The sequence below is a fragment of the Streptosporangium sp. CA-135522 genome (assembly GCF_050949235.1).
Classification (GTDB): Bacteria; Actinomycetota; Actinomycetes; order Streptosporangiales; family Streptosporangiaceae; genus Streptosporangium.
Genome location: NZ_CP192026.1, coordinates 8,766,686 through 8,787,647, shown reverse-complemented (window position 1 = coordinate 8,787,647; position 20,962 = coordinate 8,766,686). Strand labels below are relative to the sequence as shown.

The following is a 20,962-nucleotide window of genomic DNA, read 5'->3' as shown; positions in this document are numbered from 1 at the left end:
TGGGATGGCGCCCACCGCGACCCCGGATACGCTTGGAGGGCAAAACAGGGCTGGGGAGGGGAGTGCGGTCGTGGAGTCCGCCTATCTCGATCACGCGGCGACCACGCCGATGCTTCCCGAGGCGATCGAGGCGATGACCGCCCAACTCGGCAGGGTCGGCAACGCGTCGTCGCTGCACGCGGCCGGCCGCCGCACCCGCCGGGTGGTGGAGGAGTCGCGAGAGACCATCGCCGACGCGCTCGGCGCCCGTCCCAGCGAGGTGGTCTTCACCTCCGGCGGCACCGAGGCCGACAACCTGGCCATCAAGGGCCTCTACTGGGCTCGCCGCGCCAAGGGGGCGACCCGGATCCTGATCAGCGCGGTGGAGCACCACGGCGGGCTGGACCCCGCGCACTGGCTGGGCGAACGCCAGGGGGCGACCGTCGAGCTGCTCGACGTCGACGAGTTCGGCCGGGTGCACCCGCAGACGCTCCGCACCGTCATCGAGCGTGATCCGGACAGTGTCGCGCTGGTCAGCGTGATGTGGGCCAACAACGAGGTCGGCACCGTCCAGCCGGTCCGCGTGCTCGCCGGGATCGCCCGTGACCACGGCATCCCCTTCCACACCGACGCGGTTCAGGCGGTCGGCCAGCTTCCGGTGAGATTCGCCGACTCCGGCGTCGCCGCGCTGACGCTCTCCGGACACAAGGTCGGTGGCCCGATGGGCGTCGGCGCGCTGCTGCTGGCCCGGGGCGTGGACCCGGTGCCCGTGCTGCACGGCGGGGGCCAGGAGCGCGATGTGCGCTCGGGCACGCTCGACACCCCGTCGGTCGCCGGGTTCGCCGCGGCGGTGCGGACCGCGGTGGCTCGCCAAGCCGAGACGTCGGCCCGTCTGATCGGCCTGCGCGACGACCTGATCCGCAGGGTCCGCCAGGCCGTACCCGACGTGATCCTCAACGGCGACCCGGTGAACCGGCTTCCCGGCAACGCCCACTTCTCCTTCCCCGGCTGTGAGGGCGACGCGCTGCTCATGCTCCTGGACGCCAAGGGCGTGGAGTGCTCCACGGGCTCGGCGTGCTCGGCCGGGGTGGCCCAGCCCTCCCACGTCCTGCTCGCCATGGGCGCCGACGCGGTCCGGGCGCGGGGCTCGCTGCGCTTCTCCCTCGGCCACACCTCGACCGAGGCCGACGTGGACCGGTTGATCGACGTCATCGGCCTGGTCGTCGAGCGCGCCCGCCGGGCGGGCCTCAGCTGATCCGGTGGACCGGCCGGGACGGCGTCGTCGATGCCGTCCCCGGCGGGAGCGGTGGCGCTCAGGCCTCCTGGCCTTCGTGAGCGAGCGCCGACAACCTGGCGAACTGGTCGGCGGACAGGCTGATGTCGAGTGCGGCGAGGTTCTGCCCCAGATGGCCGATCGACGTCGTGCCGGGGATGGGGACGACCGTGGGCGAGCGGTGCAGCAGCCAGGCGAGCGCGGTCTGGGCTGGCGTCGCGCCCAGTTCCCCGGCCACGGCGGCGACCGGCCCGTCCGCGGCGGCGTGCTCGCCCATCGCGATGGGGAAGAACGGCACGAACGCGATGCCGTGCTCGGCGGTGAGATCCACGACCTCCTCGTGCTGCCGGGTGGCCAGGTTGTACATGTTCTGCACGCCGGCGATCGGCGCGATCTCGATCGCCTGCCGCAGCTGCTCGGCCGAGACCTCCGACAGGCCGATGTGGCGGATCTTGCCTTCGTCCTGGAGCTGCCGTAGCGCTCCGATCTGGTCGGCGAGCGGCACCTCGGGGTCGATCCGGTGCAGGTGCATCAGGTCGATCCGCTCGGTACGCAGCCTGCGCAGGCTCAGTTCGGTCTGCTGGCGCAGGTAGGCCGGGTGGCCGTGCGGCACCCACTCGGCCGGGCTGGGCCGGAGCACACCGACCTTCGTGGCGATGACCACGTTCTCCGGATAGGGGTGCAACGCCTCGGCGATCAGCTCCTCGTTGGCTCCCAGGGCGTAGGCGTCGGCGGTGTCGATCAGTTCGACGCCCAGCTCCACCGCGCGCCGCAGCAGCGCGATCGCGCCGTCCCGGTCCGTCGGGGCCCACCAGACGGGGGCCTCGGCCGGTGAGGACGGAGCGGGGCCGGGGCCGCCCGTCAGCCGCATCGCGCCGTAACCGATGCGCCGTATCCGGAGGTCACCGCCGAGGTCGATGGTCTGTCCGATGGGGTTCTTCACTGTGTTGGTCATGGATCGACCGTAGAATGTCACATTGATGTGAGATTCAAGGATTTGTGAGGAGCGTCACATGAAGATCGGGGACCTGGCGCGCGAGACCGGCGTGAGTCCACGACTGCTGCGCTACTACGAGGAGCAGGGCCTGCTCCACTCGCACCGCAGCGACGGCGGCCACCGCCGATATGCCGACGACGCCCCCGTCACGGTCCTGCGGATCCGTACGCTGCTGGCGGCGGGGCTGCCCACCGGCGTCATCCGCGAGATCCTGCCGTGCGTCGAGGGCCCCGCGCTCGAGCTCCACCAGTGCGTGCTGTCCCTGCTGCACAAGCAGCTCGGTGACATCGAGAGCCGGATCTCCGAGTTGCAGCACGCCCACACCGCGCTCGCCACGCTCATCGGCACGACCGAGCGGCACCACATCGCCGCCTGACGCGGTGAACGCCCAGGTTCGTCGCGCCGGGGTCATCACGCCGGGGTTCGTCGCGCCGGGGTTCGTCGCGTTAGGTTCGTCGTGTTAGGTGAGGAAAGGCGAGATCGCGGTCCAGCCCGGGTCGCCGACCACGTCGATCCGGGGACGGCCCTCCTCCCAGCTCACGATCAGCTCCTTGGCGTGGATGGCCGCCTCGCCCGTCGGGTCGGCGTAGACGTGCAGCACCCGCTGGCCCTCCGCGCTCATGTGCGCGGCGAACACGGCGCTGCCGTTCAGCCTGCTGATCCGTCCCGCGAGGCGCTCCTCGAAGTCGCGCAGCGCCTCCAGCGACGGTCCGACGGGCAGTCCGTCGGCGTCGCGGTGCCGGTAGGGCAGGGTGATCGCGATGTGCTGGTCGAACAGGGGATGGTCGACCGGGCGGAGCGGGTAGCGGGCGGTGGCGATCAGGCGGGCGCCGGTGGCCGTCTCCCCTTCCAGGAGCGCCCACTGCTCGTCCTGGAAGCCGGAGGCCAGATCGGCGACCACACTGGGCAGGTGTACGGCGGGCACCGCGTCGATCGGCTCGAACCCGGCGGCGGAGATGTCGCCGACCCAGCGGGCCACGTCGTCCTCGCCGAGCAGCCAGTCCAGAGCGAGCAGGGCGGCCTCGGTCCTGGTGTCGTCGTCCAGGATGTCGAAGATCGGATGGTAGGCGACCACGTCGACGCGGGGGTTTCCCAGCGGCGCGCGCAGGCCGAGCACGAGCTTGTCCAGCGCGAACTCGTAGCCGCCCACGTCGAGCGTGAGCTCCATGGCGTGCGGGTTGGCCTGCCGGGACGGATGGAACTCCCACAGCGCGTCCGCGGCCGGCGCGGCGGCGGCCCAGCGGTGTGCGGTGGGGCGCAGCTCCGGGTCTCCGGCGGAGGTGACCACGAGCGCCTGGTCGGCGTGCAGCCCGGGAGCGATCTCCCACACCAGGGAGGGGTGGACGACCTGCACCGCCGGCCCGATCCACTCGGCCAGCCGCTCGGCGTCGCCGGCGGCGACCATCGCGTCGAGCTCCGCTCTCACCTCGGCCCACCACGTCCAGAACTCGCCGATGCCGTCGGCCGGCTCGTCGGCGAATTCGCTCTTGCGCCCGAACAGTCGCATGACCCCGGATTCTCCCAGCACGACGGGACGCGCGCCAACGCGGGTACGCTCAAGGTGTTATGAGACTTCGTGTGCTTGCCGCCATGTCCGGCGGCGTCGACTCCGCCGTGGCCGCCGCCCGCATCGCCGAGGCGGGTCATGACGTCACCGGTGTGCATCTGGCCCTGTCGGCCAACCCCCAGTCGTATCGGACCGGCGCCCGGGGATGCTGCACGATCGAGGATTCGCGCGACGCCCGCAGGGCCGCCGACGTGATCGGCATCCCCTTCTACATCTGGGACATGGCCGAGCGGTTCCACCGCGACGTGGTCGAGGACTTCGTCAACGAGTACGCCGCGGGCCGTACGCCCAATCCCTGCCTGCGCTGCAACGAGAAGATCAAGTTCGAGGCGGTCCTGGACCGGGCCCTCGCGCTGGGCTTCGACGCGGTGGCCACCGGGCACCACGCGCGGATCGCCGACGGCGTGCTCAGCCGCAGCCCCGACGAGGGCAAGGACCAGTCCTACGTGCTCGGCGTGCTCACCAGGGAGCAGCTCAAGCACGCGATCTTCCCGCTGGGCGACTCCACCAAGGCGCAGGTCCGCGAGGAGGCCGCGCGGCGCGGCCTCATGGTGGCCGACAAGCCCGACAGCCACGACATCTGCTTCATCGCCGACGGCGACACCCGCGGCTTCCTCGCCGACCGCCTCGGCGCGGCGCAGGGACCGATCGTGGACGAGTCGGGGGCGGTCGTCGGCAAGCACGAGGGGGCGTACGGCTTCACCGTCGGCCAGCGCAAGGGGCTGCACATCGACCGCCCGGCCCCCGACGGCCGCCCGCGTTACGTGCTGTCCATCGAGCCCGTCTCCAACACGGTCACCGTCGGACCCCGCTCGGCCCTGGAGGTCACCGCCATCGTGGCCACCCGGCCGGTCTGGAACGGCCCGGTGACCGAGCCGCGCGAGCCGCTGGCCTGCACGGTCCAGCTTCGCGCCCACGGCGAGGTGTACGGCTGCCGCGTCCAGCTCTCCGGTGAGGAGGTCCACATCGCGCTGGACACCCCCGCCACCGGGGTCGCCGCCGGCCAGGCCGCGGTGCTCTATCTGGGAGACACCGTGATCGGCTCGGCCACCATCGCCACGGCGGCGTGACCGAATACGGCTAGGGCAGCGTGACCGACTCGCCCGGCTTCAGGCGGCGCATCTCGGCCTTCTGCTTGTTCGACTCCAGCTCCAGCCACATGTCGATCAGGCCGAGCCCGATGTCGTTGAGCATGCCGTCGTGGGTGGAGAAGGCCCTGGCCGGGCGGATCTGCCGGAGATAATCCACCATTTCCGACGCCTTCATCCACGGCGCGTTGGTCGGCACCAGGAGTGTGGGGACCTCGACCCCGGGCGGGGTGAAGGCGTCACCGGGGTAGAAGACCTCCTCGTCCACAAGGAAGCCGACGTTGCGCACGATCGGCAGGTCCGGGTGGTTGGGGGCGTGCCACTCGCCGACGACCCGCACCCCGAAGCCCGCCGTGTCGAACGTGTCGCCGTGCCGTACGACCTGGATCTTCGCCGGGACGTCGGTCAGCGTGGCCGCCACACCCTCGTTGGTCCAGATCTCCAGCGAGGGGTTGGCCTCGGCGGCCCGGCGCAGCCGGTCGGCCTCCACGTGGTCGAAGTGCTCGTGGGTGATGAGGACGGTCTGAGCCCCGTCCAGCGCGGACTGCTCGCTGAAGGAGCCCGGGTCGATCACCAGGACCGAGTCGCCCTTCTCCAGGCGAACGCACGCGTGTCCGAACTTCGTGAGCTTCATCGGTTCAGCCTAACGGGGGCGGGGCGGCCGGGGCCGCCCGGCCTCAGTAGGGCAGGTAGTCGCCGCCGTTCTCCAGGGATTTGATGCCGCGGTGCTGGGCGAGGGAGCCGTATTCGCCGTAGGTGTACAGGACTCCGGCGATGATGTTGTCGATGGGGTCCTTGATCACCTTGTGGCCCGGAGGGCTCCAGGCGGCGAACGTGGGCGGGATCGTCTGCATCAGGCCCTGGGACGGGACGCCGTTCCTCGCGTTGACGTCCCAGTTGTTCTGCGCGTTGGGGTTGCCGCCGGACTCGTGGAAGATGATCGTCCAGATCCGCTGGATGTCCTGGGGGTCGTTCGGGTCCAGGTCCTTGACCTTCTCCAGGAGCCCCTTCTTCTTCAGGAAGTCGTCGATCTTGCCTGACTTGATGATCGTGAGCGCTTCCTTGATCCACCCCACGACCTTCTCCTTCGGCTGGGGAACGGTCCCGCCCGACGACGTGCCGCCGGAGCCGATCACGCCGGACACGTCCCCGCCGGAGCCGCTTCCCCCGGAGCCGCTTCCGCCGGAGCCGCTTCCACCGGAGCCGTATCCGCCGGAGCCGCCGCTTCCGCCGGCGAGCCTCGTCCGCTCCGGATCGGCCAGGGGGGTCTTCTGCCAGTCGAGGGTGCGTCCGGGCGCCGGCACGAACTTCTCGTCACCGGCCGCCGGGATGTCCTTGAACGTGATCGACCGCTCGTCCATGTACTTCTTCAGGTCGGTCGCCGCCTGACCGACGGCCTTGTCGGCGTCGTTGAGCTGGGTGCGAGCCTCGGTGAGAGCCTGGTCGACCGCCGGCTTGATGTCCGCCGCGAGCTGCGCCTGGGTCTTCTTGTCCTTGTCGGCCCTGCCGTTGTTGACGGTGACGGAGTTGTTCCACTGGGTGACGAGGTTGCTGGTGAGGGAGTTCACCTTGGTCTCGGCGGTGTCGAGCGTGTTGGCGGCGGTGTCGAGAGAGGCCGCGCAGTCGGCGAGCGCGAGGTGCAGCGCGTCGCCGGCCTTGCCGTACTTGCGCATGTAGTCGTCGAACGCCTCGGCCGAGTCGCCCTGCCAGGCGTGGTCCACGGCGTTCACCGCGCGGGTGAGCTCGATGGCGTGGTCGTTCATGTCGCCCGCGGTGGTCCGCCACCGCGTGGCGATCGTGGTGATCGAGTCCTTCGTGCCGTTGACCTGCATGGCGATCCTGAGCAGTTCCTCGGTGCCCGGAACGACAGCGGGGATCGGCCCTCTGGGGCCGCTCCTGTCGGTCGACGGCTGCCCGCGGTCGTCGTCGCTCATGAGCCGTCCCCGCTCGGGTATTTGACGCTGCGGAGGTTCTCCTCCACGGTGCTCAGCGCCCGTTCGACGCCTTCGAGCTTGCTCTTGACGTCGCCCATCTCGGCGTCGACCGTCTTCTCGATCACGTCGACGGCCGCGGCCAGCCTGCTGGAGCTCTCCATGGTTCCGAAGATGTGGGAGTCGGTGGTCTGGGCGGGATAGGTCTCCGCGAGATGGTCGAACTTTCCGGCCAGCTTCTTCGCGGCCGTACGGCAGTCATCGAGCGCGTCGAAGTGGACATCGAGGTTCGCCACCGGGCCGACCCCCTTCCGGTGTTGGTGCAAAGCAGACGATGACGATCATAGGGGACAGGGGTCTTCCCGGGAGCGGATCGCGCGGGTGCCCTCCGGCCGTCCCTCGCTTGATGATGAGGAAATTTCTGAGCAAATTGATAGCTTTGTTCCTTGCGAGGTTGTGCGGCTTAGTGAGGGGGCACCGGTGAACGACGAGTTCCAGATGGCCATGGAGGGACTGGCCGATGAGTACAACCGGCAGGCGGCGCAGCTTCGCGATACGTACGGCAGGCTGAACGAACTGACCGCGACCGCGCAGTCGGACGACCGGATGGTGACCGTCACCGTGGGCCCGCGCGGGCAGGTGCAGGGCATCGAGCTGGACCCGCGTGTCTACCGGAAGCTGTCACCGTCGGAGCTGACCCGGTCGATCATGGAGCAGATCGGAGTGGCGACGGGTGAGGTGTCGGCCCGGACGCAGGAGCTGATGGCCCCGTTCGTGCCGGACGGCCTGCCGTATGAGGAGCTGTTCGGGGAGGGCGCGAGCTTCGAGTCGTTCCTGCCCCAGCCGATGAACCTGCCGTCGAGGGAGCCGGAGGGTCGTCAGTGACGTCGTCCGACCACTACACCAGGCCCGGCGACTCCGGCTGGTCCAACAGCTCCGGTGGTTCCGGTTCTTACGGGTCCGGCGGTTCCAGCGATCCCTACGGCTCCGGCGGCTACCAGTCGGACCCGTCGGGGCTGCGGCACAGGGCCTGGCAGGTCCACCTCACGGAGGAGTTCGTACGGGGGCTGTACATCGAGCTGGGAGATGTGTTCCGTGAGGAGGGGCGGCCTCTGGGCAACGATCAGTACGGTGCGGAGCTGGAGAAGAACCTCCCGCGCATCGAGTACGGGATATTCGGCGCGTTCAGCAGGTACATCGATGAGATCGAGACCACCCGGCAGAATCTGATCCAGAACGCCCGCGTGTACGAGGAGGTCAATCATGTGAACTCCTCTCCCTCCAACCCGCCCGACCCGCGCTGACGTGTGATCTCTCCCGAGGTTCGACCGGGTTCGTCCCCTGGCGCACCCGGCCCGGCTCTGGGCGCCGGGCGGGTGCTCCGCCGGACACGGCTCTTCACGGTGGAAGCCGGGCAGCCGCCCGGCCGCCCGCGTCACCGGAACCACGGCATCGAGACCCGGTCCGGTGGTTCCGGCAGGAGGCCGGCGCGGGCACACCGCCTCGGGTCAGCCCTCCTCGGGGGGTGACGGGGGCGCGAGGAAGGCGGTCTGCACCAGACGCGCGCCGTGCCTCCTGTCGACGAAGATGCCGCGGCCCGGCGGGAACGGCTGGGGCCGTACGTTGCCGAACAGGAACCCCTCGTCCTTGTTGCCGGACAGGATGACGGCGGGGCTGGCCATGTCCTTGATCTTCTGGATGACCGGGTCGTACATCGCCCGGCCGACGCCGCCCATCGCGCGCGACATGACGAGGTGGAGCCCGATGTCGCGAGCCTGCGGCAGCAGGTCGGCCAGCGGCTGGAGCGGGTTGGACGAGGTCGCCACGAGGTCGTAGTCGTCGACGACGATGTACAGGTCCGAGCCCTGCCACCAGCTTCTGGACCGCAGCTGCTCCGGTGTCAGGTTCGCCGGGGGCAGCCGCTTGAGCAGCGCGCCGCGCACGTCGTTGATCAGTTCGAGCGCCGCCGCGCTGGAGGCGGCGTAGCCGATGCGGTGCTCGGTGGCGGCGGAGTCCAGCAGCGCCCGCCGGTAGTCGATCACGATCATCATGGCCTGCTGCGGCGTGTGCCGGGCGACCAGGCCCTCGGTGATGAGCCGCAGCATGTTGGACTTGCCGCTCTCGGTGTCGCCCACCACGATGAAGTGCGGGTCGGACTCGAAGTCCAGCATGACGGGCGACAGGTTGGCCTCGTCGATGCCGATCGGGATCCGGTTGGGCCCGCTCTGCTCCGCGTCGGGCAGCGTCTCGGCGGCCAGCACCGCCGGCAGCAGCCGCACGGGGGGAGCGGAAGGCCCCTGCCAGGCCTCCCTGACGGCGTGGACGAGCGCGCGCACGCCGGCCGACAGGTCGTCGGCCTTCTGCACCCCGTCGATTCTGGGCAGCGCCGACAGGAAGTGCAGGCCTTCCTTGGTCAGGCCGCGACCCGGCACGCCCTCGGGCACGGCCAGCGACGCCTTGCGGTTGACCTCCGACTCGTAGGCGTCGCCGAGCTTGAGCTCCACCCGGTTGCCGAAGAGGTCGCGGATGCCCGGCCGGAACTCCGACCACTTGTTGGTGGCGGCCACGATGTGGATGCCGTAGCCGAGGCCGCGGGCGGCCAGGTCGGTGATGACCGGTTCGAGCGTGTCGAACTCCTGCCTGACGGTCAGCCAGCCGTCGACCACGAGGAAGACGTCGCCGAAGCCGTCGCCCTCGGTCGTCCCGTCGGCGAGCTGGCGCCGGTAGGTGGCGATCGAGTCGATCCCCTGCTCGGAGAAGTAGCGCTCCCGCTGCTGCAGGAGGGTGGCGACCTCGGCGACCGTACGGCGGACGCGGTCGGTGTCCAGGCGGCTGGCGACTCCGCCCAGGTGCGGCAGCCCCTCCAGCGAGGCCAGGGCGCCGCCGCCGAAGTCCAGGCAGTAGAACTGAACCTCGCGCGGGGTGTGCATCAGCGCCACGCTGGTGATCAGCGTGCGCAGCACGGTGCTCTTGCCGCTCTGCGTTCCGCCGGCGACGCCGACGTGGCCGGCCGCCCCCGACAGGTCCAGCCAGAACGGGTCGCTCCGCTGCTCGAACGGCTTGTCGACGAGGCCCACGACGGCGTGCAACTGGCCCCGGCCCACCCAGCCGGTCGTGCTGAGGCCCAGCTCGGGCGTCACCGACAGGGGCGGGAGCAGGTGCGTGAGGGTCGGGGGGTCGCTCAGCGGCGGCAGCCAGATCTGGTGGGCGGGTGGTCCCTGGCCGTGGAGCCGGCCGACCACGAGGTCCAGCAGGCTGATCGAGCCCCTGTCCGCCTGTCCTTCGGCCGCCGTGAGCTCCTTCTTGGGCTCCTCCACGATGGGAACCGGGACGAAGTCCGGACCGTACTCCACGACCTGACGCACGACGGCCTGACCGTCCGGCGACACCCCCTGGCTGGGGTCCACCTGATAGGTGCCGGACACGTAGGCGGCCTTGAACCGGGTCATCCCGGTGGTCTCGAACTTGAGGTAGCCGTTGCCGGGGGCGGACGGCAGCTCGTAGGCGTCGGCGACGCCGAGCACGACGCGGCTCTCCATCGCGGAGAAGGTGCGCAGGCCGATCCGGTAGGACAGGTGGGTGTCCAGGCCGCGCAGCCGTCCCTCCTCCAGCCGCTGGGAGGCCAGCAGCAGGTGCACGCCCAGGGAGCGGCCGAGCCGTCCGATCATCACGAACAGCTCGATGAACTCGGGTTTGGCCGACAGCAGCTCGCTGAACTCGTCGATCACGACGAACAGCGTGGGCATCGGCTTCAGGTCCACGCCCTGCTCGCGGGCACGCTCGTAGTCGCGCAGGGAGGCGTAGTTGCCGGCGGCGCGCAGCAGCTCCTGGCGGCGGACCATCTCCCCGTGCAGGGCGTCGTACATGCGGTCGACGAGGGGCAGCTCGTCTTCGAGGTTGGTGATGACCGCCGAGACGTGCGACAGGGTGTCGAGGCCCAGGAAGGTGGCGCCGCCCTTGAAGTCGACCAGGACGAAGTTCAGGATCTCCGACGAGTGGGTGATCGCCAGGCCGAGCACCAGCGTCCGCAGCAGCTCGCTCTTGCCGGAACCGGTGGCGCCGATGACCAGGCCGTGCGGCCCCATGCCGCCCTGCGCCGACTCCTTGATGTCGAGCTCGACCAGGCGGCCGTCCACGCCGAGGCCGATCGGCACCCGCAGCCGGTTGCGCCCGGCCCTGGGCCGCCACGTCATCGCCGCGTCGAGCCGGGTCGGATCGCCGACGCCGAGCAGGTCGGTCAGGGACGTGTTGATCGCCAGGACGTCCTGCGTCTCCCCGCCCTTGGCGGTCGAGACGCGCAGCGGGGCGAGCTGCCGGGCCAGGCCCTCGACCCGCAGGAAGTCCAGCCGGTCGGGGTCGCCCAGGCGGGTGGAGCTCGGCTTGCCCGCATGATCGATCTTGATCATGTGGAAGCCATCCGGCTGGATGTCCAGCCGTAGCGTGCTCTTCTCCTCGATCGGTCCCGCCGATCCGGACAGGTCGATCACGGTGACGCCCTGGATGGCGTCGGTGCCGAGCTGGGAGTCGTGCGGCACGTGCCCGCCGTCGATGATCAGCACGTGGTACGGCAGGGCGTCGGAGGAGGCACCGGGCTTGAACCGCGCCCGCTCCTTCAGCTCCGAGCCGAGCAGATGGTCGAGGTGGGACAGGTTCTCGGCCATCAGCCGCACCTGGCCGGCGGCGTCGGTCTCCTCCGGGTGCAGCGCGTGCGGCAGCCACTTGACCCAGTCCCACTGGGCCATCCACTCCTTGCTCGCGCACACCATGACCCGCATGTCGTCCGGGGAGTGGAACACGGTCAGCTGGGCGATCATCGCCCGCACGAGCTCGCGCACGGCGACCGGGTCGCCCGTCAGGTTGATCCGCGAGAAGGAGTGCAGGGCCACGGCCACCGGCAGCTCGGACACCGTCGCGTGCGCCCGGACGAACCTCCGCAGCGCGCCGGACGTCAGGGCATCCAGGTCCTCGATCGGTTTGGAGTCGGGAGGGATGAGCTGGATGGCGAGTTTCTGCACGCCGGTGCCGAGCCGTACCGTGCCGAAGTCGTCGTCGCGGGGCCGCCGTTCCCACAGGCGCTGGCTCATGGCGACCCACCACAGCGACTCGGGGGCGGGACCGCCCCACTCCAGGGCCTCGCGCTGCTGCTTGGCGGCCTGGCGCACCCTCTTGCGGACCTGGGAGAGATAGCGGAAGTAGTCGCGGCGCAGGTTGTTGAGCCGGCTCTTGCGCTCTCCTGACTGGCGGCCCATCTGGCCGATGGACATGCCCATCATGGACACGGCGAACAGGCCGCTCGCGACGTAGGTGATCGGGCTGGAGTTGCCGCCGGAGGTGAACATCAGGCCCATCGCGGCCCCGCCCGCGACCATCGGCAGGTAGGTGAGGATCGCCATGAACCCCTGCGACTGGACCTCGGGAACCTCCGGTGGCGATTCCAGCAGGATCTCGCCTCGTGGAGGCTTGGGCGGTGGGCGGCGCTCTGGGCGCCGCACGATGACGATACTCACCCCTGGAATCGCCTTCCTGATCGTTTGCGCTACTTACTACCAGAAAACGTTTATCGACGGCTGCCGCGCATGACCCCCGCCGTCCCCGATACCGTATCCGTGATGTTCCTGATGTCCGTGATGCCTGTGGTGAGAGGGATACGACTGTGAGGTCGCTGGCTCAACCGCCCGCGCAGGGGCCGATCCCACAGGGCGCGCTGGCCCAGTTCGCCGCGCCGCTGCCGACGCTGTGCCACGTCACGATCGTGGCCCCCCGCCGGAAGGCCGACCTGGCGCTGCCCGCGGACATTCCGCTGCCCCACGTCCTGCCCGGCCTGTTGCGCGAGGTGGGAGAGGTCGGCGGCGAGTCGGCGGCCAGCCCCGGATGGGTGCTCCAGCGGCTCGGCGGGGCCCCGCTCGATCTCGGCCAGAGCCTGGGAACCCTGGGCGTGCTCGACGGCGAGGTGCTCTACCTCAGGCCGCAGGAGGCCGTGCTGCCCCCCGCGCTGTTCGACGACGTGGCCGACGTGGTCGCCACCGGGGTCAAGGAGGGCTCCGACAAATGGGAGCCGCGGCACACCCGCCTGGTCGGAGTGGGAGCCGCGATCGCGCTCCTGCTCACCGGGGTGGCGGCCCTGGTGCTGGCCGGGCCGCCGTGGACGGCCGCCGCCGTGGTCGCCGGGGTCTTCGCCGTCCTCCTGGTCGCCGCGGGCGCCGCGATGTCCCGGGCGGCCGGCGACTCCGCGGCGGGCGCGCTGATCGGCTACGCGGCCCTGCCGTACGGCCTGCTGGCCGGTCTGCTCGCGCCGGCGGCCGCCGGAGGGCTGGGAGGACTCGGCGCGGCGCACATGCTCGCCGCGTTCGCCTCCACGGGCCTCGTGGCGACCATCGCCGTGATCGCGATCGCCGACGGCGTGCCGGTCTTCCTCGGCGCCGCCATCGCCTCGATGGCCGGAGCGGTGAGCGCGGCCGTCGTGATGGTCTTCAAGGCGCCCGCCGCGGGGGTGGCCGCGGTGACCGTCGCGATCCTGCTGGGGTTCACCCCGCTGGTCCCGGTCCTGTCGTTCCGGCTCGCTCGCGTGCCGATGCCGACGATGCCCACCAGCGCCGACGAACTGCGCAACGACAACCAGCGGGTCGACGGTCCCCTCGTCCAGGAGCGCACCGCCCACGCGCTGGGCTACGCGACCGGGATGGTCGCCGGAGTCGCGCTGGTCGCGCTGGTGGCGCAGGCGTACCTGGTGCTGCACGGCGGGTGGTTCGCCACGGCCAACGCGCTGGTCCTGTCGCTGACCCTCATCCTGCGGATCGGCGCCTTCCACGGGTTGGGCCAGCGGCTGTGGCTGACGGTCTCCGGCGTCGCCGGGCTCGTCATGTTCGCGATCTCGCAGGCCGCCGGCGTGGGAGGCGCCACAGCGATCATCGTGGTGATGGGGCTGCTGTGCGCCGCGGCGATCTGCGCGGGCATAGGCCTGTGGCTGCAGTCCGGCAAGCCGTCCCCGTTCTGGGGGCGTGCCGGGGACATCGTCGAGCTCCTGCTGATCGTCGCGCTGTTCCCGCTGGCCCTCGGCGTGCTGGACGTCTACTCCTGGGTCCGCGGCCTGTCCGGCTGAGCCACCGGGCCCGGTCCCGGCCGATCTTCTTCGTCACGACCCTCTGTCCGCATTGCGCCGATAGTGAGGGTGCGGTTAGCTTGCTGCGAAAGTGGCCGGTCGTCACTCGTGAGGCCGGTGGTGCCCATGTGGAGGGAATCGGTCAATGCAGGAGTTCGGGGACTTCGCGAACATTGATGTCGAAAAGCTCCTGAAGGGAGCAGACGAGCAGTTCGCCCGCATGGAGGAGATGCAGAAGAGCATGGCCGACCTCGTCGGGCGTGCGGAGGACGACGACGGCCTGGTCACCGTGGAGTACGCCAGTGAGGGGATCCGCGAGCTCCAGCTCCACCCCAAGGCGATGCGGCTGAGCGCGGGTGAGCTGGCCGAGAAGATCAAGGTGGTCGTCGCCGACGCCGCACAAGACCTGCAGAAGCAGGTCAACGAGGTCATGGCTGAGCTGTTCGGCGAGGAGGACAATCCGATGTCCTACATCAACGACCCGGAAAAGGCGATAAACCAGATCAAGGACGCGGAAGACGCCTACAACCGGACGTTCGATGATGTGATGGGCGAACTCGATCGCATCCGCCGCCGCATGGACCTGTAGCTCCGCCGGAGGCGCCGCGCCTGCGAACATTCGACCGTTCGCAGGCGCGAGAGCTTCGGAAAAGGTGCCTGGTCCTTCAGGTCTTGGGCGCTGTGGGGGTGGCGCTCGGTGACGGCTGGGAGGTGCCGGGCGCTGTGGGGGTGGCGCTCGGTGACGGCTGGGAGGTGCCGGGCGCTGTGGGGGTGGCGCTCGGTGACGGCTGGGAGGTGCCGGGCGCTGTGGGGGTGGCGCTCGGTGACGGCTGGGAGGTGCCGGGCGCTGTGGGGGTGGCGCTCGGTGACGGCTGGGAGGTGCCGGGCGCTGTGGGGGTGGCGCTCGGTGACGGCTGGGAGGTGCCCGGTGCCGTGGGGGAGGTTCCCGGTGCCGTGGGGAAGGTGTCCATCGATCCAGGCAAGCCCGGAATGGTGACCTGCGTGAAATCGGGCGCTGCGTCCTTGCCGGTAGGTGCGCCCGCCTGCTGGATCCGCTGCTCCATGGACGATGTCAGGAATGACAAGATCGTTTGTCCCGTAAACATGATAATGCCGACCGTCGTCAAGACTTTGAGGGTACCAGTGGCCTTCTTCTTCGCTGACAGGCGCCAGAAATTGCCGGCTGCTGTCGCAATCCCTTCGAGGACCGCTATACCGACCGGCCCGAATCCTCTGGCGGCTTGCTTGGCGATTGCTATCCCTAACAGCACGGTGGATCCCGTAGCGAAGAACAGCGCTGTGGCGAACGATGCCATCGCAGCACTGCCGAGGCTGTCACCGAGGTGATTGCAACATGCCTGGGTTTTGTCGACTTCTGCGTAGAATTTCTTGCATGCCGCCTGGAACTCCTCCTTTCCCATGTTCTTCCAGCTCTCCGGGTCTACTTTCGCAGTAACCCCATCGAGATCGGTGCGCACACTGTCGAGTGATTTGCCCAGCTCTTTCCAGATCTCTCCTACCCTAGCGATATCGCTCGCGCTGGAGAACGTTAATAGAATCAGCGGTATGGTCGCCTTGACTATGCGGCCGAACATGGGGTTGGGCGGCCCGGAGCCCAGCGCCGCGGCGGCTGCGCACTCGGCGATGGCAGTGGTGAAGAGGCCCGTGCCTGTATGATAAGGGGCAGCTACCATTTTCGTCAGCTTTCCTTGACTGTGCTCATGTCATGGGCCGTTTTCATGGTATTGGCGCCGTCCTGCAACTGTTTGGTCCACGTGTCGGCTATCTGTTTTTTTGCTGTGGCGATGTATTCCGCGATGCCATCGCGAGCCGAGTTGTGCGCGGTTTTGAGTGACATGCCGAGTATGCCGAACCCGGGCCACCCTACATTGATCCCCTGGGCGTTATTGTGGGCGTCGGAGAATTTCCCGCCATCGCCGGCGACGGCGCCGACCTTGGTCTTGAGGTCAAGCAACGCCGCGTCATTCGCATTGCGCCACCCGCCACTTACGCCGTTACTCTCGATGTACTGATCCCGCTCCCGGACGGCTGCCTGTTTCTTCTCCTCCTCGAGCTTCTTCTGTGCTTCTTCCTGCGCCTTCTTCTGTGCTTCTTCCTGCGCCTTCTTCGCTTCTTCTGCTGCTTTCCTCTGCTCCTCGGTCATGGACGGCGCGCCGCCGCCTCCGGGGAGGCCGCCGCTACCGCCTCCGGACGGTGGTGAGGGCAGATTCGGCGCCGCCGGTCCGCCGGGCACGTCACCCGGGCTTGCAGGGTTCGGGGTCCCCGGGGCGCCTGGAAGATCTGGCTTCGGGTCGTCTGGTTTGGGGTCGCCCGGCTTCGGGTCGTCTGGTTTGGGGTCGCCCGGCTTCGGGTCGTCTGGTTTGGGGTCGCCCGGCTTCGGGTCGTCTGGTTTGGGGTCGCCCGGCTTCGGGTCGTCTGGTTTGGGGTCGCCCGGCTTCGGGTCGTCTGGTTTGGGGTCGCCCGGCTTCGGGTCGTCTGGTTTGGGGTCGCCCGGCTTCGGGTCGTCTGGTTTGGGGTCGCCCGGCTTCGGGTCGTCTGGTTTGGGGTCGCCCGGCTTCGGGTCGTCTGGTTTGGGGTCGCCCGGCTTCGGGTCGTCTGGTTTGGGGTCGCCCGGCTTCGGGTCGTCTGGTTTGGGGTCGCCCGGCTTCGGGTCGTCTGGTTTGGGGTCGCCCGGCTTCGGGTCGTCTGGTTTGGGGTCGCCCGGCTTCGGGTCCTCCGGTTTGGGGTCGCCCGGCTTCGGGTCCTCCGGTTTGGGGTCGCCCGGCTTCGGGTCGCCCGGCTTCGGGTCCTCCGGTTTGGGGTCGCCCGGCTTCGGGTCCTCCGGCTCGACACGCCCATGCTCCACGGCCTTCTTGAGGAGGTCGTCGGGGTCGGCGGTCTGCAGGCGGTCGGCGTCGGACGCCTTGCCGTCCAGGAGCGGGGAGAACTCGGAGTCGCCGTCCGTGGGGTCCTGGGACCCGACACGCCCGTGCTCGGCGGCCTTCTTGAGGAGGTCGTCGGGGTCGGCGGTCTGCAGGCGGTCGGCGTCGGACGCCTTGCCGTCCAGGAGCGGGGAGAACTCGAACCTCTCAGACGAGCCCCCGGCATGTGAGGTCCCGGACTCCGTGGAAAGCGGAACCCCTGAAGTGCCGGTGGCGGGCCGGTTGATCTCCACCGGGCCGACGGTGGGGAGACCGGAGGAGGCGAGGGAGGAGGTCCTGCCCTTGTCGTCGGACTGGGCGGCCTCAGCCGAGCCGTTGCTGACCTCCGCCGAACCGGTGGCGGGAAGATCGGAGGGTGAGGAGGGAGTCTTACCCCAGTTGAGCAGCTTGTCGATGTCCTGATGTACAGCCAAGTCCAGCCTCCACCCGTGGCCTCACAGAGATCGCCAAGAGTAGCCCAAGCGTGTTAGGTCGTACAGAAAGGGGAAAAGTGTCAGACCCCGCGCATGTGGTACGCCTCGCACCACCGCCGCGGCTTTCGGGCGACCGTAAAGCCCCGACCTGCATGTTTGCCTCAATGGTGCCAAAACGTTACATGCCCGTGATATATGTACGTGTTATCTATGGGGCGATAGATCGCTAGCATGCCATTTGATGATGTTCGTGGCGGTTGTTCGGCCTGTCCGTCTGTGTGGTGTCGCGATCCTAGGCTGACGCGAGGGCATGGCGCCGCGGCGAAGAAGCAAGCCCATGTCACGGAGGTGGACAGTGGCGATATCCCCAGCTGGTAGAAGTCCTGAAAAGATCCAGAAGGCGTCGAACCTTGTCGTCGACGCCGCGCAGTTCATCGAGGGTCTGCGTAAGCAGGCAGAGGCCGAGATAGAAGCTCTGAAGCAGTCTGGCTGGCACGGAACCGCGTCCGGTAAGTTCGCCGCCGCCATGTCCACATGGAACACGAAGATGGTCGGCGTGCGGACCGAGCTGGAGACCATCGCCCAGAACCTGGGGCAGAACGCCATCACGTACTCCGCCAACGACGAAGACGTGATGGCCGGTGTGAGCAGGGTCGACGCGCTCATCAACGGTTCCCTGAGGTCCTGACCCTACCGACGGTTAAGAAACGGAGATCCGCGTGGCTATCCCTCCCGATTACACCTCGATCCAGCCTGGCAGCTCCAGAGCCGGGGCTGACTACTCGCAGGTCCAGAGTCATGACTACACGAAGGTCGACTTCGACCACATGGAGAGGACCATGGAGGCCCTCGTCGGAATCGTCAAGCAGATGGACAGCAGAACTGACCAGCTCTACCGCGACGTCGTCGGAGCGTTGGGGAATGAGTGGTACGGCGATGTGAAGGACCTGTTCGACGAAGGCAAGAGGAAGTGGGACCAGGCGGAGCTGGAGATGATCGAACAGCTCGGTCAGGCCGCTCAGATGATCGGCGTCGCCAACGCGAACTACAAGGCGGCCGAGGATCGGAACAGGGCCATCTGGGCCGACTGACGTGGTCAGCGGATGATCGCGTTCCTCTCGGTCACCGCGTGACGCGGTGACCGAGATCGTACGTCCCCGGCGAGCATGAGCGTCTCGTGGTTCGCCTTTCCTGCCGAGGAGAAACATGACCAGCAGAGATGCCATGTACGGAGGGGAGAAGGCTCTCAATCCCGATCCGAACTGGCCCGGCCTGGACGGTGGCGCGGCCGTTTCCGAATTCGATACCGACCGGATGAGGAAGCTCGCGGGGGAGCTGGAGAGCTACATCGCGGGAATGAAGGGGCCGGCCTACTCGGAGGGTTACACCACCGGGTCCACGGAGAGCTTCAAGCCCCAATCCATGCTGACCGAACAGCAGCTCGGCGCGTGGCAGGCGGCGAGCGCCTTCGCCAAGACGGTCGGCTCCTCCTCTTCCGAAGAGCATGGAGCCAGAGCACTCGGACACGTTTACGAGCTGTTCGTCACCCGGCTCGAAGAGGTCATCCGGGCGATTCACGCGAACGCCGGCGAGTATGACGGCGCCAACCAGGCGAACACCGGCGGGAACGGCAAGAAGGCATAGGGAAGGCCACTGTGGGTAGCGAATCGAAGGTCCTGGTCATCCGCTCCTATGCCGCGGTTCCGCAGGCGGGCGGCGTCACCCAGACGAAGGACCAGATCCAGAGCCTGCTGCGCAACACCTCGCCCGTCACCATCGAGGACGCGGGCTTCGCCTACGGGAACGCCGCCGGGACCGTCGACGTCGTCTGCGGCGCCCTGCAGAGAGTCGCCGGCGAGCTCGCGAAGGTGTGGGGCGGGGAAGCGGCGGTCGAGGTCCAGAAGGCGCTGCAGATGCTGCACGCCACCGGCACCGAGCTGGTCTCCAAGATGAACCTGATGTCCACCACGCTACGGTTGTACGGCGGGACCTACCTCCCCCAGGCCATCGAGAAGATCAACAAGCTGGAGAGCCAGGACAAGACGCCGCATCCCTCGCCGGGCGCGGTGCCGACTCCGGCGACGACCGGGGCCACGCCGACACCGAAATCGACTTCATCGGCCACACCCACGGCCAGCGCGTCGCCCTCGGCGGCGGATGCGGAGGCCATCGCGGCGGAGGCTGCCAACCAGGCCGCCCGAAAGGTGCTGCAGGAGCTCAACGAGAGGATCGTCGAGCTCTACAACGACCAGGTGCCCCCGCATGTCTCGTACGAGCTGCCGACCGTGTCGCTGCCGGAAAGCGCCTCTGCGTACAAGACCACCCAGTACCCGGGGGGCGAATCGCCGTACAAGGACGGCTCGCTCTTCAAGGGAAACGGCTCGACCGGCACCGAAACGACCGGCTCCTCCTCCCAGACCTCCGGCACCGGCGGCACGGGGAGTGGCGGCTCGACCGGCGGCGGGTCGGACACGGGCGGCTCCGGATCAGGCGGTCCCGGTTCCGGCAGCCCCGATTCCGGCGGTCCGGGTTCCGGCGGACCCGGTTCGCCTGGCTCCGACCCGAACGGCCCGGGTTCGCACGGCACCGACCCGGGCGGGAGCGGTTCCGGCGGTTCGGGTTCCGGGTCGGACGGCACGGGCTCGCACGGTCCCGGTGACGGCGCCCCGGGCACGGACGGCGGGAACGGGCAGGGACAGTCTCCGGCCGACGGCGCGAGCGGCTCCGGTCACGGCAAGGGCTCCGACGGCACGGCCCCGGCTGTGATCGGCGGGAGCGAGAACGCCCCCAATCACGACCCCCGGGGCACCGAGACGGCGAGCTCCACCCAGCAGCCCGTGACGAACGTGCTGTCCCCCAACGGGGTCGTCCGGCCCGACACCTTCGCACCTCCGAACACCGTCGTGAACCCCACCACCTCGTTCGGGCCGAACGGCACGGTCTCTCCGGTCCTGGGCGGCCCGAGCGCCGGCATGAACTCGCCAGGAGTGAACGGGACCACCTCCGCCGCGCTGGCCCGTGGCGCGGCCGGCAATGGCATGGGGGCACCCTTCCTGCCGATGGGCGGCGGGCCGGCGGGTGAGGCGAGCGGCGAGGAGCACAGCCCGGAGGTCTATCTGCCGGAAAAGAGCCACTGGGAGAGCGAGCACGACGCGACCTCCCCCCGCATCGGATGACCGCTGAACTCCCCGGAGGTGTTCCATGGCGCTCGAACTCGACCCCAACTGGCCCGGCCTGAACGACAACAACGGTGTTCCCGAGCTGAACCGCACGGAGATCAAAAACATCGCAGGTGAGATCCAGAAGCTGCTCGGCACGCTGACCACGCCCTCGCAGCCGTCCCAGACCCCGACCGCGGTCATGTACGCCAAGGGTTCCACCCCGCCGCCGCTGACGCCCCCCGGCGCCGGGTCACTGCCGGACCTGCAGAAATACGGCGCTGTCAGCGATCTCCACATGGGAGAGTGGCCCGTCGCTCAGGAATTCGCCAGGGCGGTCACCTCCGCCTACACGGCCCTCGTGGGCGAACCGGGCATGAGCGGAGGCGCCAGATACGCCTCGCAGATCGAAGAGTGCCAAAAGGCCATCAATGGACTTTTCGAGACCGCCAAGAATTACGACGGAGCCGAAGCGCTCAACTAAAAAGACGCCAAGAGTCGCTAAGTCTGAGGAA

General features: G+C 69.0%; 20 protein-coding genes. 13 read left to right on the top strand and 7 right to left on the bottom strand.

The features are described 5' to 3' along the window. Positions 1-70: 70 nt before the first annotated feature. Positions 71-1,234: a cysteine desulfurase family protein gene (locus tag ACQPYK_RS41360; RefSeq protein ID WP_433244281.1), complete on the top strand. Its 1,164-nt coding sequence runs from the start codon at positions 71-73 to the stop codon at positions 1,232-1,234. A 58-nt stretch (positions 1,235-1,292) separates the two neighbouring features. Here ACQPYK_RS41360 and ACQPYK_RS41355 read toward each other — a convergent pair whose 3' ends face one another. Next, a complete protein-coding gene (locus ACQPYK_RS41355) occupies positions 1,293-2,207 on the bottom strand; it encodes an aldo/keto reductase (protein ID WP_433244278.1) in 915 nt (304 codons plus the stop codon). Between the two features lie 58 nt (positions 2,208-2,265). Between ACQPYK_RS41355 and ACQPYK_RS41350 the strand changes: the two genes are divergently transcribed. Then, the gene (locus tag ACQPYK_RS41350) at positions 2,266-2,625 is read left to right on the top strand and encodes a MerR family transcriptional regulator (protein WP_433244275.1); all 360 of its coding nucleotides are present in this window, start codon (positions 2,266-2,268) and stop codon (positions 2,623-2,625) included. An 84-nt stretch (positions 2,626-2,709) separates the two neighbouring features. Here ACQPYK_RS41350 and ACQPYK_RS41345 read toward each other — a convergent pair whose 3' ends face one another. Further along, the gene (locus ACQPYK_RS41345) at positions 2,710-3,756 is read right to left on the bottom strand and encodes a DUF695 domain-containing protein (RefSeq protein WP_433244272.1); all 1,047 of its coding nucleotides are present in this window, start codon (positions 3,754-3,756) and stop codon (positions 2,710-2,712) included. A gap of 59 nt (positions 3,757-3,815) precedes the next feature. On the opposite strand from ACQPYK_RS41345, the gene mnmA reads away from it, so the two are divergent. Further along, positions 3,816-4,886 (top strand): tRNA 2-thiouridine(34) synthase MnmA, encoded by a 1,071-nt coding sequence (gene mnmA, locus ACQPYK_RS41340; RefSeq protein ID WP_433244269.1) that lies wholly within the window; start codon positions 3,816-3,818, stop codon positions 4,884-4,886. Positions 4,887-4,896: 10 nt separating this feature from the next. Here mnmA and ACQPYK_RS41335 read toward each other — a convergent pair whose 3' ends face one another. Genes ACQPYK_RS41335 through ACQPYK_RS41325 form a run of 3 tightly spaced genes read right to left on the bottom strand, consistent with a single transcriptional unit; the run spans position 4,897 to position 7,131 of the window. Continuing rightward, positions 4,897-5,538 carry an MBL fold metallo-hydrolase gene (locus ACQPYK_RS41335; RefSeq protein WP_433244266.1) on the bottom strand — a complete coding sequence of 214 codons (642 nt, stop codon included), beginning with the start codon at positions 5,536-5,538 and terminating at the stop codon, positions 4,897-4,899. Between the two features lie 43 nt (positions 5,539-5,581). Further along, a complete protein-coding gene (locus ACQPYK_RS41330) occupies positions 5,582-6,838 on the bottom strand; it encodes a WXG100 family type VII secretion target (RefSeq protein ID WP_433244263.1) in 1,257 nt (418 codons plus the stop codon). Next, positions 6,835-7,131, bottom strand: a complete 297-nt coding sequence (locus ACQPYK_RS41325) for a hypothetical protein (RefSeq protein WP_433244260.1) — start codon at positions 7,129-7,131, stop codon at positions 6,835-6,837. The genes ACQPYK_RS41330 and ACQPYK_RS41325 overlap by 4 nt, the downstream gene beginning before the upstream one ends. A gap of 184 nt (positions 7,132-7,315) precedes the next feature. Between ACQPYK_RS41325 and ACQPYK_RS41320 the strand changes: the two genes are divergently transcribed. Together ACQPYK_RS41320 and ACQPYK_RS41315 are read left to right on the top strand one after the other, a co-directional pair. Continuing rightward, complete coding sequence (locus ACQPYK_RS41320; protein WP_433244257.1) at positions 7,316-7,720, top strand: YbaB/EbfC family nucleoid-associated protein; 405 nt, start codon at positions 7,316-7,318, stop codon at positions 7,718-7,720. Beyond that, positions 7,717-8,139, top strand: a complete 423-nt coding sequence (locus ACQPYK_RS41315) for a hypothetical protein (RefSeq protein WP_433244254.1) — start codon at positions 7,717-7,719, stop codon at positions 8,137-8,139. The genes ACQPYK_RS41320 and ACQPYK_RS41315 overlap by 4 nt, the downstream gene beginning before the upstream one ends. A 204-nt stretch (positions 8,140-8,343) precedes the next feature. Here ACQPYK_RS41315 and eccCa read toward each other — a convergent pair whose 3' ends face one another. Next, positions 8,344-12,342 (bottom strand): type VII secretion protein EccCa, encoded by a 3,999-nt coding sequence (gene eccCa / locus ACQPYK_RS41310; protein ID WP_433244251.1) that lies wholly within the window; start codon positions 12,340-12,342, stop codon positions 8,344-8,346. Positions 12,343-12,488: 146 nt separating this feature from the next. On the opposite strand from eccCa, the gene eccD reads away from it, so the two are divergent. The 3 genes from eccD to ACQPYK_RS41295 all read left to right on the top strand — a co-directional run bounded on the left by eccD (position 12,489) and on the right by ACQPYK_RS41295 (position 15,281). Next, the gene (gene eccD / locus ACQPYK_RS41305) at positions 12,489-13,934 is read left to right on the top strand and encodes a type VII secretion integral membrane protein EccD (RefSeq protein ID WP_433244248.1); all 1,446 of its coding nucleotides are present in this window, start codon (positions 12,489-12,491) and stop codon (positions 13,932-13,934) included. 145 nt (positions 13,935-14,079) lie between these two features. Further along, entirely contained in the window at positions 14,080-14,523 is a 444-nt protein-coding gene (locus ACQPYK_RS41300) for a YbaB/EbfC family nucleoid-associated protein (protein ID WP_433244245.1), read from the top strand. Between the two features lie 98 nt (positions 14,524-14,621). Next, positions 14,622-15,281 (top strand): hypothetical protein, encoded by a 660-nt coding sequence (locus ACQPYK_RS41295; protein ID WP_433244242.1) that lies wholly within the window; start codon positions 14,622-14,624, stop codon positions 15,279-15,281. A gap of 352 nt (positions 15,282-15,633) precedes the next feature. Here ACQPYK_RS41295 and ACQPYK_RS41290 read toward each other — a convergent pair whose 3' ends face one another. Then, positions 15,634-17,289 (bottom strand): hypothetical protein, encoded by a 1,656-nt coding sequence (locus ACQPYK_RS41290; RefSeq protein ID WP_433244239.1) that lies wholly within the window; start codon positions 17,287-17,289, stop codon positions 15,634-15,636. 337 nt (positions 17,290-17,626) lie between these two features. Here ACQPYK_RS41290 and ACQPYK_RS41285 point away from each other — a divergent pair, with 337 nt between their 5' ends. From ACQPYK_RS41285 to ACQPYK_RS41265, 5 genes are all read left to right on the top strand, one after another. After that, the gene (locus tag ACQPYK_RS41285; RefSeq protein ID WP_433244236.1) at positions 17,627-17,977 is read left to right on the top strand and encodes a WXG100 family type VII secretion target; all 351 of its coding nucleotides are present in this window, start codon (positions 17,627-17,629) and stop codon (positions 17,975-17,977) included. A gap of 31 nt (positions 17,978-18,008) precedes the next feature. Further along, positions 18,009-18,380 (top strand): WXG100 family type VII secretion target, encoded by a 372-nt coding sequence (locus ACQPYK_RS41280; protein WP_433244233.1) that lies wholly within the window; start codon positions 18,009-18,011, stop codon positions 18,378-18,380. Positions 18,381-18,495: 115 nt separating this feature from the next. Next, positions 18,496-18,933 carry a hypothetical protein gene (locus ACQPYK_RS41275; protein ID WP_433244230.1) on the top strand — a complete coding sequence of 146 codons (438 nt, stop codon included), beginning with the start codon at positions 18,496-18,498 and terminating at the stop codon, positions 18,931-18,933. An 11-nt stretch (positions 18,934-18,944) separates the two neighbouring features. After that, entirely contained in the window at positions 18,945-20,465 is a 1,521-nt protein-coding gene (locus tag ACQPYK_RS41270) for a WXG100 family type VII secretion target (protein WP_433244227.1), read from the top strand. A 25-nt stretch (positions 20,466-20,490) separates the two neighbouring features. Next, the gene (locus tag ACQPYK_RS41265) at positions 20,491-20,931 is read left to right on the top strand and encodes a hypothetical protein (RefSeq protein ID WP_433244224.1); all 441 of its coding nucleotides are present in this window, start codon (positions 20,491-20,493) and stop codon (positions 20,929-20,931) included. The last annotated feature ends 31 nt before the right edge of the window (positions 20,932-20,962 follow it).

Excerpts from the sequence above, each read along its gene's own strand:
- ACQPYK_RS41300 (WP_433244245.1), top strand. The coding sequence starts at position 14,080 with ATGCAGGAGTTCGGGGACTTCGCGAACATTGATGTCGAAAAGCTCCTG.
- ACQPYK_RS41345 (WP_433244272.1), bottom strand. The coding sequence starts at position 3,756 with ATGCGACTGTTCGGGCGCAAGAGCGAATTCGCCGACGAGCCGGCCGAC.
- ACQPYK_RS41355 (WP_433244278.1), bottom strand. The coding sequence starts at position 2,207 with ATGACCAACACAGTGAAGAACCCCATCGGACAGACCATCGACCTCGGC.
- ACQPYK_RS41350 (WP_433244275.1), top strand. The coding sequence starts at position 2,266 with ATGAAGATCGGGGACCTGGCGCGCGAGACCGGCGTGAGTCCACGACTG.
- ACQPYK_RS41265 (WP_433244224.1), top strand. The coding sequence starts at position 20,491 with ATGGCGCTCGAACTCGACCCCAACTGGCCCGGCCTGAACGACAACAAC.
- mnmA (WP_433244269.1), top strand. The coding sequence starts at position 3,816 with ATGAGACTTCGTGTGCTTGCCGCCATGTCCGGCGGCGTCGACTCCGCC.
- ACQPYK_RS41285 (WP_433244236.1), top strand. The coding sequence starts at position 17,627 with ATGTCACGGAGGTGGACAGTGGCGATATCCCCAGCTGGTAGAAGTCCT.
- ACQPYK_RS41330 (WP_433244263.1), bottom strand. The coding sequence starts at position 6,838 with ATGAGCGACGACGACCGCGGGCAGCCGTCGACCGACAGGAGCGGCCCC.
- ACQPYK_RS41275 (WP_433244230.1), top strand. The coding sequence starts at position 18,496 with ATGACCAGCAGAGATGCCATGTACGGAGGGGAGAAGGCTCTCAATCCC.
- ACQPYK_RS41335 (WP_433244266.1), bottom strand. The coding sequence starts at position 5,538 with ATGAAGCTCACGAAGTTCGGACACGCGTGCGTTCGCCTGGAGAAGGGC.